This is a genomic window from Microcoleus sp. FACHB-1515 (assembly GCF_014696105.1).
Taxonomy (GTDB): Bacteria; Cyanobacteriota; Cyanobacteriia; order Elainellales; family Elainellaceae; genus JAAUTJ01.
Window position 1 is genome coordinate 41,764 of record NZ_JACJPO010000042.1, and the last position, 9,645, is coordinate 51,408.

Here is a 9,645-nt window from a genome sequence, read left to right on the forward strand (position 1 = left end):
ATTTACGACTCCTCCTCAGCGGTGGTGCGAGTGATGAACTTGGTTTTGATCGGCAGCTTGAACGAGGCAAGGCGCATGGCTTCGCGAGCCACTTCCTCAGACACTCCGGCGATCTCAAACAGAATTCGACCCGGTTTCACGACCGCAACCCAGAATTCTGGGTTTCCCTTACCAGAACCCATCCGGGTTTCAGCAGGACGCATCGTCACAGGTTTGTCGGGGAAGATGCGAATCCAGATTTTTCCACCCCGGCGGATGTAGCGAGTCATCGCACGTCGGCTAGCTTCGATTTGGCGAGCGGTAATCCAGGACGGCTCGATCGCTTGAAGGGCAAAATCGCCGAAGTCGATGTTGTTGCCGTTAGTGGCGAGGCCGCGCATTTTGCCGCGATGCTGCTTGCGAAATTTTGTTCTCTTGGGACTGAGCATGATGAGTTTCCTTAGCCTTCGTTCGATCGATCTTCAAACTGCTGGCGGCGACGTTGACCCTGCTGACCTTGCGGACGACGACGCGGCTGCTGATTGCTGTTCGCGGCAACCACTGCGGGTTCTTCCTGTCCGGGAATAATTTCGCCTTTGAAGATCCACACTTTGATCCCCAAGATGCCGTAGGTGGTTTGGGCGGTGCGGTAGGTGTAGTCGATGTCGGCGCGGAGCGTGTGGAGCGGCACTTTGCCTTCGCGGGTCGCTTCCGTTCGGGCAATTTCTGCGCCGTTCAGCCGTCCGCTCACCTGAATCTTGATGCCTTGCACTCCGGCTCGCTGTGCCCGCTGGATTGCCTGACGCACAACACGACGAAAGGAAACCCGACGTTCTAGCTGCTGTGCTACGAATTCGGCAATCAGTCCGGCATCGGCGTCAACGCGAGCCACTTCCACGACGTTAATGCGAATTTGGCGGTTGCTGTCACCCAAAACCTGCTGGAGGTTGCTCCGCAACTGCTCGATGCCCGTGCCGCCGCGACCGACGACCACGCCGGGACGAGCGGTGCGGACTTCCAGGTCAATCTGGTCAGCCTTACGCTCAATGCGGACTTCCGAGATGCCTGCGTTTGCTAGATTTTTGTTGACGTATTCGCGGATTTTATAGTCTTCTCTCAGGAGTTCGGGGTAGCGATTGCCCTCGGCGAACCAGCGCGATCGATGTTCTTGCGTGATGCCGAGCCGAAAGCCGACTGGATGAATTTTCTGTCCCATTTCGTCCTCTTTGTAATGATGTTATTCGTCGCCTGCGCCCGGAGCGACGGCGATCGTAATCGTGCAGGTCGGCTTGCGAATTTGGTAGGCGCGGCCTTGGGCACGCGGACGAAAGCGCTTCAGCACGGCTCCTTGATCGGCAAACGCCTGAGTGATCACGAGATCGGCAGGCGTGTAGCCTTGGTTATGCTCGGCATTCGCAACCGCCGATCGCAGCACTTTGAGGATCGGCTCGCAGGAACGGTAGGGCATAAATTCAAGGATGATCAGCGCTTCACGGTAAGAACGACCGCGAATTTGATCGAGGACGCGGCGCACTTTGTGCGGCGACATGCGGATGTAGCGAGCGATCGCTTTGACTTCAGTTGGTGTACCAGCAACCATATTTTTTCTCCGGCTTATCGACCTTCACCTAACGACGAGCCTTTTTGTCACTTTTGGCGTGACCCCGAAAGGTGCGGGTGGGTGCGAATTCGCCGAGCTTGTGGCCGACCATTTGTTCGGTCACGTAGACGGGGACATGCTGGCGACCGTTGTGAACGGCGATCGTGTGGCCGATCATCTGCGGCAAAATCGTCGAGGCGCGTGACCAGGTTTTGATCACCTGCTTGTCGTTTTTGGCGTTGAGCGCTTCAACTTTGGAGAGCAGATGGTCGGCGACAAAGGGACCTTTTTTGAGCGATCGAGACATGACTTTCTCCTTTTACGAATCCCGTCCGCCGCGACCGCGCTTACCGCCACGACGACGACGACGAATAATCAGCGAGTTGCTAAGCTTTTTCTTCTTGCGGGTTTTTGCACCCAGCGCAGGCTTTCCGGTTGGCGTGACCGGACGAGCGCGACCGATTGGGGCACGACCTTCACCACCACCATGCGGGTGATCGACCGGGTTCATGACGCTACCACGTACTTCGGGGCGGCGACCTTTCCAGCGTTTGCGTCCAGCTTTACCAATGCTGATGTTGCGAACATCGGCGTTGCCAACCGTGCCGATCGTGGCAAAGCACTCGCGACGAATCAGGCGAACTTCGCCCGAAGGTAGTCGCAATGTGACGTAGTTGCCTTCTTTTGCCACAAGCTGAGCGGATGCACCCGCAGCGCGAACGATTTGACCGCCCTTACCAGCCACCAGTTCAACGTTGTGAACAGTCGTACCAAGCGGCATGTTGCCCAGAGGCATTGCGTTTCCAACTTCAAACGGGATATTTTCGGTTCCCGATACGACAGTTGCGCCGACGGCGAGATCGCCAGGGTGAATGATATAGCGCTTTTCGCCGTCTTGGTAGAACAGAAGGGCAAGACGAGCGTTGCGGTTGGGATCGTATTCGATCGCCACCACTTTCGCCGGAACGTTGTACTTATTGCGGCGAAAATCCACTTGGCGATACAGCCGCTTGTGGCCGCCGCCGCGATGTCGAGTTGTGATGACGCCGCGATTGTTGCGGCCTTTTTTGCGGTGCTTCGAGGAGGTGAGCGATTTTTCCGGTTCAGTCTTGGTAATTTCGCTAAACGAAGCGTCCGATCGCTGCCGTGTTCCGGGCGTATAAGGTCGATAAATCCGAATTGCCATGTTATTTACCTGCCTACACTTCTGGGAACAAGGTGATCGAATTGCCTTCAGCCAGTGTTATGATCGCCCGCTTGTACTTGGGGCGATTGCCTGCAAAGCGACCGACGCGCCGCTGCTTGGCCGGAGGATTGTGCGTATTGACCCTGGTGACTTTCACGTCAAACAAAGATTCAATCGCTGCTTTGATATCTGGCTTGGAAGCGCGGGGATCAACTTCAAAGGTGTATTTGTTTTCTTCCAGGGCGATCGTCGCTTTCTCCGTCACGATCGGGCGGCGAACCAGATCGGGCAGGCGATCGGCAGGAACGCGAACATCCGTCACCAATCGTCTTTTCGTAACTCGTGATCTCTTAGTCATCGCTGTAGACCTCTTGAATCTTGGTGAGCGCGGAGGCAGTGACAACGATTTTGTCGGCGCTGAGCAAATCGTAAACATTGAGTCCGCTTGCGCCAATCAGCTTCAGCGTGGGAACGTTGCGGGCGGAAAGGTAAACGTTGTCATCGCGATCGCCCACAATCAGCAGCACCTTTTCTCCCGCACCAACACCCCAACGGCTCATTGCATCCACCAACTCTTTCGTTTTGGGGCGCGATAGCTGGCTAGCAAAATCCTCAACCACAATGAGATCGTCTGTCCGACTTTGCAGCGCGGTTCGCAGGGCGAGACGCCGCTCCTTGCGGTTCATCTTGGTGCTGTAGTCGCGGGGTTTTGGCCCAAAAATCACGCCGCCGCCTCGCCACAGGGGAGAACGGGTGGAACCCGCTCTGGCGCGGCCTGTTCCTTTTTGGCGATAGGGTTTACGACCGCCGCCGCTGACTTCGGCTCTGGTTTTAGCCGATGCTGTGCCTTGACGAGCATTGTTCATTTGCCGCACAAGGGCGCGGTGGACGATGTGGCTCGCCGTTTCTGCTTTTGCGACTTTGAGGTCTAATGAGGCTTGGCCGACTTCAGCGCCTTGCCAATCTCGAATTGCACAATCTACCATGACTTTCCTCTTCTAGCTGCCTTTAGGCTTGACCCACGACGTTTGCCGGGACGATGCTGAGCAGCGCACCGGGTTTGCCGGGAACTGCCCCTTTGATCAAGAGCAGATTGCGATCGCCATCGACGCGCACAACCGTTAGCTTGCGAATTGTGACGCGAGCGTTGCCCAACTGTCCGGCCATGCGCTTACCGGGGTAGACGCGACCAGGCGTTGTGCCTGCACCCGTTGAACCGGGCAAGCGATGATTTTTGGAACCGTGCGCCATTGGACCGCGCTTGAAGTTGTGGCGCTTTTGATAGCCTGCAAAGCCGCGACCAATGCTTGTGCCACTGACATCGACAATTTGGCCTGCTTCAAACAGATCGGCTTTGATTTGCTGACCGAGTTCATAGCTGCTGGCGTCATCGAGCCGATATTCGCGCAGGTGGCGCATCGGGGCGGTGTTTGACTTGGCAAGATGCCCAATTTCCGGCTTGCTGAGCGCTTTTTCTTTCACTTCGCCAAACGCGAGTTGAATCGCAGCATAGCCATCGGTTTGTGGCGTCTTGACCTGCGTGACGGTGCAGGGGCCAGCTTGAACCACCGTCACCGGGATGGCTCGGCCTGCCTCATCAAACACCTGAGTCATGCCGAGTTTTGTGCCGAGAATACCAACAGACACGGTAAGGATCTCCCTTGCTTTACACAACAAACCAATAGACGAGACTGCGATCGCCTCGTCGAAATTTTCTTGACGCATTCTGAAGCGCAAAACCCACAGGCTTTTCACAAGCAGGCCTTACGCAATGATTCGCATGGAAGCGTGGATCAAAAGCTCGGCGTTTGCCTCAACTCCCGCTTGGACTTGAGCAGTGAACTCCTCAGTATCCGATCGGGAAGCTTCCAATTCATCTTTTGCTAGCGCAGAAGCGATCGCCACCCCCGCTTTTCAAGCATTTCTCTGGACTTTGCTACTCAAGCAGTCATCCGAGAGATCGTCCGAATCCGTCAGCACTGACCGGGATAACGGCGCGGTTTTGAAATTTGGCGACAATTAAACACTATAGACAATCAAACTGATTTTGTCTACTTGGGATGCCGATCGAGGGAATGCATCAAGATCTCTTTATCGAGAAATTTAGCAAATCAAATTCGAGTCGGCGCAATGCACTCCTTATAATAATGACAGAATGTAAACGAATTGGGCGGTTTGTGCTGCGATCGCCCGATATCACCCTTTTACCCTTGGAGCGACCGATGCCGCTGATTACCACTGGCAAGCAATTTATTCGCGATCTCGAAAACGCAGGGACGCTGGCACTCTACACGCCGCTGGAAGGCGGGTCTGAAGGCCGATATCAGCGACGGCTCCGGGCAGCAGGCTATGGAATGCTGCACATCAGCGCTCGCGGCATGGGCGATCCGGCGGCGTATCTAATGGATGTTCACGGCGTTCGTCCGCCACATTTGGGCAAAAAAGATATTGGACGAGAAGGAGCGGTGGGGGCGCGTTACTTTGTGCCGCCGATCGCAGGCTATCAGCTTGAGAAACTTCAGCCGAACTCGAAAGGTTTAGCAATCTGGATCATCGAGGGCTTTGTGTTTTCGCGCCAAGAGCTTGAGTATTTGGCGGCGCTGCCAGCCGTTGAACCGCGCATCAAGGTGTGTGTGGAGATGGGGGGCGATCGAGTTTTCCGCTGGAGTCCGCTGAAGCAGGTTTTGGCCGCTGCGTAAAGAATTTTGAGAAATGAAAAGCCGTCAGTGAAGTTTTGCTGACGGCTTTTTGCTGGAAATTGAGCGATCGGCTGAGGACTGTTCTATGAAAGTCTACAGATGATCTAATTGTCTTGTTAGGCACTCTAGCTCGTCGTCTGTGGAGTCAGCCGTAGTGCGATTCGCAGGGTTGGAAACAGTGCAACCTTTGAGTAGTTGTGCTTTCAACATTTCCAACTCAAGATCTGGATCTGTGCCATTTTCTAGCAAGGCAAACATCTCCTCTAAATCGAGCGCTTCTAGCTTCGGCTCAGCCTTCATTGAGGCAGCTTCCAGTTGGTTGAAATATGCTGTTGCTTTATCAATTTCCGACTTGTTCAAACTAGGAGCAGCGGGAGCAGGCGCAGTAAATTTTAGTACTGCTGCCAGCTTTTTCTCTTGAAGCTGAATAAGCTTGATTGTTAGATCACTCAGATTGTTCTTGAGAACATTCAGATTGCTCACCTGAGCATTAATTCGAGTCTTCTGTCCAATTGCTTTTTGTTTGCTGGTCTGTTCGCGAATTAATGCTTCTTTGGCAAGATCCTCTCGACCTCTTTGTTTCGCTAAATTAACTGTGCGACCCCAGTTCAGAACCTCTGAAAGCGTTTGCTTGTGCTGAATCTCTAGATTTCTGAAAGTAGATTCTGCAACAGCGATCGATTGAGCCAGGATGAGAATGCTTTTAGTCAACTCCTTAATTGATTCATCTTGTAAACACAAAGAGTCAAGCATTTCAGCTTCTCGACGAGCTAAATTAGCTCTCACTGTACGGTTAGTAGATTCAAACAGTCCCATTTGATTTGTTCTCATCTTGAAATTTATTTTTTGAAGATTTCATTGCAGTCATTGCCAGTGAGTAAAGGATGACTGTAATGATACCTTCCCACCAAGAACAGCCCCATCGTGTACATTCAGCACTTGCTAATATCAACTGGTTCATCATGTGAAATATTGTATTTGCTTCAGTCTAAGGATAGCCTTTGGGAGAAGAAGCTTTTTGCAGAATAGAGTGAATCTTTGATGAATTAATGGTGATCGATAAAACAGCAGCTCTTTCTTCTAGTAACTAGTGATTGATGAATACAAGATCTAGAGTGCCCACGCACTGCCCCTACTGCACTGTGTTCCAAAAAATTTCTTTTGAATCTGAGCAATTAAGCTGAGATTCCGCAAAAACGACAAAACCCGCCTCGAAAGACGGGCTTGTCTTGATGAATCGGGATGATAGGATTTGAACCTGCGCCCCCCTCGTCCCGAACGAGGTGCGCTACCAAGCTGCGCTACATCCCGTTGCTTTTTAGCGGGTTTCAGCCATTTGAACCGTACCGTATCTGTACCTTCCGCAATCAGGAAGGGTACGGTTATGGCACGGCAAAGAGGCGCGAAAGGTGGCATCCACATCGAGAATCGATCGGGTCGGTTGGTGCTGCGCTGGAGCTACCAGGGACAGCGCTACTATCTCAGCCTCAACCTCGCTGACACGGCTCTGAACCGCAAGCTCGCCGCTGCTCGATCGCTGGAGATTGAAAGAGACATCGCCTATGGAGAGTTTGACCCAACCTTAGAGCGCTATGGCAAAGCTCCAACGATCGCCCGCAATGATGAGCCAACAAACTCGACTCCAGCAACGGTGATCGAGGTTTGGGAAGCTTACTATCAGTCGATCGCCTCGACCCTATCCAAAAGCTCACAAGAGAAGTACATCGGAACGAGAGGACGCTTACAGCAGTTTTTTGGGCTAGAGCGTCAAGCTGCCGACCTCACCAAAAACGACGCGATCGAGTTCGTCACCTGGTACAGCAATCAGGTGACAGCCCGAACGGTGAAAGAAGTTTGCTGTCGGATTCACAATGCTTGGCTTCATGCTGGTCTGTCTGCCGATGTTTGGAAGGATGCAGCCAGCCGCCTTAAGCCGACACCGACCGAGCCGCCGCAGCCGTTCACTCAAACTCAGGTGAGCGCGATTCTCACTTTCTTGAAAGTGCATCACTCCCACTACTACCCATTCGTGGCGTTTCTGTTTCTGACAGGGGTACGGCTCGGTGAAGCGATCGGACTGCGGGCAAACGCCATTTCGGAAGACCTGACGGCGATCGTTGTCCGCGAATCGTTCTCTAGAGGACAAAGACGACCCACCAAGACGGGCAAAATTCGCAGTATTCCCACAAATGAGGCTTTACGGCTCCTGTTAGCTGAGCAATTGGCAAAGCGTCACGAATGGCGATTGAGCGGCAACTATCAAATTCCGCTGGCTGACCTGCTGGTGTTTCCGGCTAATGGCAACAGCCCGATAGACGATCACAACTTCAGAAATCGAGTCTGGAAACCAACGCTCAAAGCTTTGGGCATCCCCTACCGCAAGCCCTACAGCACCCGCAGTACGTTTGTTAGTCACGCCCTGGCTTCCGGTATGAATCCGGTCGATGTGGCTGCGATTACAGGCCATGACCCGCAGGTGATGTTTCAGCATTACGTGGGGTTAGTCGCGTGGCTGAAGTTGCCTGACCTGTATCAGTGAAGTCGCGATCGGTAATGAGCGCTTTTCAAAACAAGAAGGCTTCTATTCTAGCCATCACTTCATCCATCAAATCGCGAGGGGCTGTTTCAGCAAACCTAACGTCTCTATGCTGCCAGTCCAAGCTTTTAATTTGATCCACCAAAACAACGCCCGATGTATGCATAGTCTCGATCAGTGCAACCTCAAAAGGATACCCTTTTGCTCTGCTGGTGATAGGGCAAAAGAGGGCTAACCCTGTAGTCTTGTTATATTTCAGGGGAGATATAACAATGGCGGGGCGATGCCCTCTTTGCTCACGACCCGTCTGTGGATCGAAATTTAACCAAACGATGTCACCTCGCGCAGGGATGTAGGTAGAGCTACCAGATTTCACTACCTACGGATCTCCCAGTATCCACCTCATCATGCAAATTCTCAGGAGTTACTTCAGTCAGTAGATCATCGAGGTTATACTTCTGCCTGCGTGTCCAGCGCTCCTCTTCGGGGATGAATGCTGGATCTGCGTCTTCGGGAATTGGGTAAGAAACAACGCCAGCATACTTTCCGCCCCGTGACCGCACCACCTTCAGCAGGTAGTGTCTCTGTGAAGTGAAGTCCTGCCGTCGCTCTTGCCGAAGGCACTTTGCTCTGTTTCTGCTTTTCATAGCCGCCCTCCCTACTTCTGTGAGCAACGCGCTGGTATCACCTGTGATGATTAACCATTACACTTTTGCCTTATTTCGATTCTAGTATTGAATCTCAATATAAAAATCGCTCATGCGGGTTAAAACTTGTATCACTCAAGCGGTTCAGGCGTTTTAGGCCGTTAAAAGTGACTAAACCCGCCGCCAGTTCCGCCCGTGTTGCCAGTAGTCGCTGTCAGGACAGTCGGAGGCTACTAACCCGATGTCATTGACGTTAGGGCGATCGAAGTCATGGGAGAAAGGGCAAATATTCTCTTCCTGTCTCTCCCTGTCATTTTGATCGCCCTGCATTGCCTTTTCAGCCCTCAGCAATTCGCGCTTAGCGCTCCATTTCTTCCTACTGGCATGATTCCTCAAAGTCCCGTGCTTTGGGCGTTTAGGGTTGCCCGTAGCCTCGCGGGAAAGCTCGCAAAGCTCCGCGCCATCTGCGTACAGTAACCAAAGCTCATTCCAGTCAGGGCGCATCGTTAGTTAGGGCAAAAAAGTTAGGCGAAAACACTGTAAGTCTGCAAGCATCGATCGCGAACTCGATTGAATTCCCAATCTGCACAAAGGCCATGAAAATTGTGAATTTCGAGTAGTTGTCGCGCATTTTGCCAAGCTTTGATCTCTCGCTGACTATCGGTGTCGGGAGCGCTGTCGATCAAGTGAGCTAGTTCGTGCAAAATGATCGCCGTCATCCCGGCAGTGGGGCGCACACGGCAGACATCGAGCGCAAATCGACAGCACTCCCAATTGTCTAAAACAATTGCTTTTGTCGGGCGATGAGCTACACCTACGGAATTTTCCCGCATTCCAAGTTTTTGCTTGACCTGGGAAGCGCTTTCATCCAAAACAAAAATCTCGGGTAGAGATGTAGAAGTAATGATTCAGGGTTGTAAACTCGCATTGTAGTGGTGGATGAAGTACCAAATTGCTCCAATATGGTTAGCAAGCTTCTTTGAGAACGAGAGTGTCTT

At 52.6% G+C, this 9,645-nt stretch carries 12 protein-coding genes, 1 tRNA gene and 1 pseudogene; 2 read left to right on the top strand and 12 right to left on the bottom strand.

The window, feature by feature from the left end; all coding sequences use genetic code 11:
- Window positions 1-2: 2 nt before the first annotated feature.
- The 8 genes from rplP to rplC are packed head-to-tail and all read right to left on the bottom strand — an operon-like array spanning window position 3 to window position 4,412.
- Window positions 3-428, bottom strand: a complete 426-nt coding sequence (gene rplP, locus H6F67_RS15005) for a 50S ribosomal protein L16 (protein ID WP_190767431.1) — start codon at window positions 426-428, stop codon at window positions 3-5.
- Between the two features lie 11 nt (window positions 429-439).
- Entirely contained in the window at window positions 440-1,195 is a 756-nt protein-coding gene (gene rpsC / locus H6F67_RS15010; protein WP_190767432.1) for a 30S ribosomal protein S3, read from the bottom strand.
- A gap of 21 nt (window positions 1,196-1,216) precedes the next feature.
- Window positions 1,217-1,579, bottom strand: coding sequence for a 50S ribosomal protein L22 (gene rplV / locus H6F67_RS15015; RefSeq protein ID WP_190767433.1), 363 nt, complete (start codon window positions 1,577-1,579; stop codon window positions 1,217-1,219).
- Window positions 1,580-1,607: 28 nt separating this feature from the next.
- Window positions 1,608-1,886, bottom strand: a complete 279-nt coding sequence (gene rpsS, locus H6F67_RS15020; protein WP_190767434.1) for a 30S ribosomal protein S19 — start codon at window positions 1,884-1,886, stop codon at window positions 1,608-1,610.
- A gap of 12 nt (window positions 1,887-1,898) precedes the next feature.
- Window positions 1,899-2,765, bottom strand: coding sequence for a 50S ribosomal protein L2 (gene rplB, locus H6F67_RS15025; RefSeq protein ID WP_190767435.1), 867 nt, complete (start codon window positions 2,763-2,765; stop codon window positions 1,899-1,901).
- Window positions 2,766-2,778: 13 nt separating this feature from the next.
- Entirely contained in the window at window positions 2,779-3,123 is a 345-nt protein-coding gene (locus H6F67_RS15030) for a 50S ribosomal protein L23 (protein WP_190767436.1), read from the bottom strand.
- Window positions 3,116-3,751: a 50S ribosomal protein L4 gene (rplD, locus tag H6F67_RS15035; protein WP_190767437.1), complete on the bottom strand. Its 636-nt coding sequence runs from the start codon at window positions 3,749-3,751 to the stop codon at window positions 3,116-3,118. The genes H6F67_RS15030 and rplD overlap by 8 nt, the downstream gene beginning before the upstream one ends.
- A gap of 22 nt (window positions 3,752-3,773) precedes the next feature.
- Window positions 3,774-4,412: a 50S ribosomal protein L3 gene (gene rplC, locus H6F67_RS15040; RefSeq protein WP_190767438.1), complete on the bottom strand. Its 639-nt coding sequence runs from the start codon at window positions 4,410-4,412 to the stop codon at window positions 3,774-3,776.
- Window positions 4,413-4,987: 575 nt separating this feature from the next.
- Between rplC and H6F67_RS15045 the strand changes: the two genes are divergently transcribed.
- Window positions 4,988-5,464 (top strand): NAD(P)H-quinone oxidoreductase subunit N, encoded by a 477-nt coding sequence (locus H6F67_RS15045; RefSeq protein ID WP_190767447.1) that lies wholly within the window; start codon window positions 4,988-4,990, stop codon window positions 5,462-5,464.
- Window positions 5,465-5,557: 93 nt separating this feature from the next.
- Here the strand turns inward: H6F67_RS15045 and H6F67_RS15050 are convergent, their stop codons facing one another.
- Together H6F67_RS15050 and H6F67_RS15055 are read right to left on the bottom strand one after the other, a co-directional pair.
- Window positions 5,558-6,280, bottom strand: a complete 723-nt coding sequence (locus H6F67_RS15050; RefSeq protein ID WP_190767439.1) for a PspA/IM30 family protein — start codon at window positions 6,278-6,280, stop codon at window positions 5,558-5,560.
- A gap of 421 nt (window positions 6,281-6,701) precedes the next feature.
- A tRNA-Pro gene (locus H6F67_RS15055) sits at window positions 6,702-6,775 on the bottom strand.
- Window positions 6,776-6,848: 73 nt separating this feature from the next.
- On the opposite strand from H6F67_RS15055, the gene H6F67_RS15060 reads away from it, so the two are divergent.
- Entirely contained in the window at window positions 6,849-8,003 is a 1,155-nt protein-coding gene (locus H6F67_RS15060; protein WP_190767440.1) for a site-specific integrase, read from the top strand.
- A gap of 25 nt (window positions 8,004-8,028) precedes the next feature.
- Here the strand turns inward: H6F67_RS15060 and mazF are convergent, their stop codons facing one another.
- A complete protein-coding gene (mazF, locus tag H6F67_RS15065) occupies window positions 8,029-8,376 on the bottom strand; it encodes an endoribonuclease MazF (protein WP_190767441.1) in 348 nt (115 codons plus the stop codon).
- Between the two features lie 1,179 nt (window positions 8,377-9,555).
- Window positions 9,556-9,645, bottom strand: a pseudogene (locus tag H6F67_RS15070) (IS1 family transposase); the annotation flags it as partial.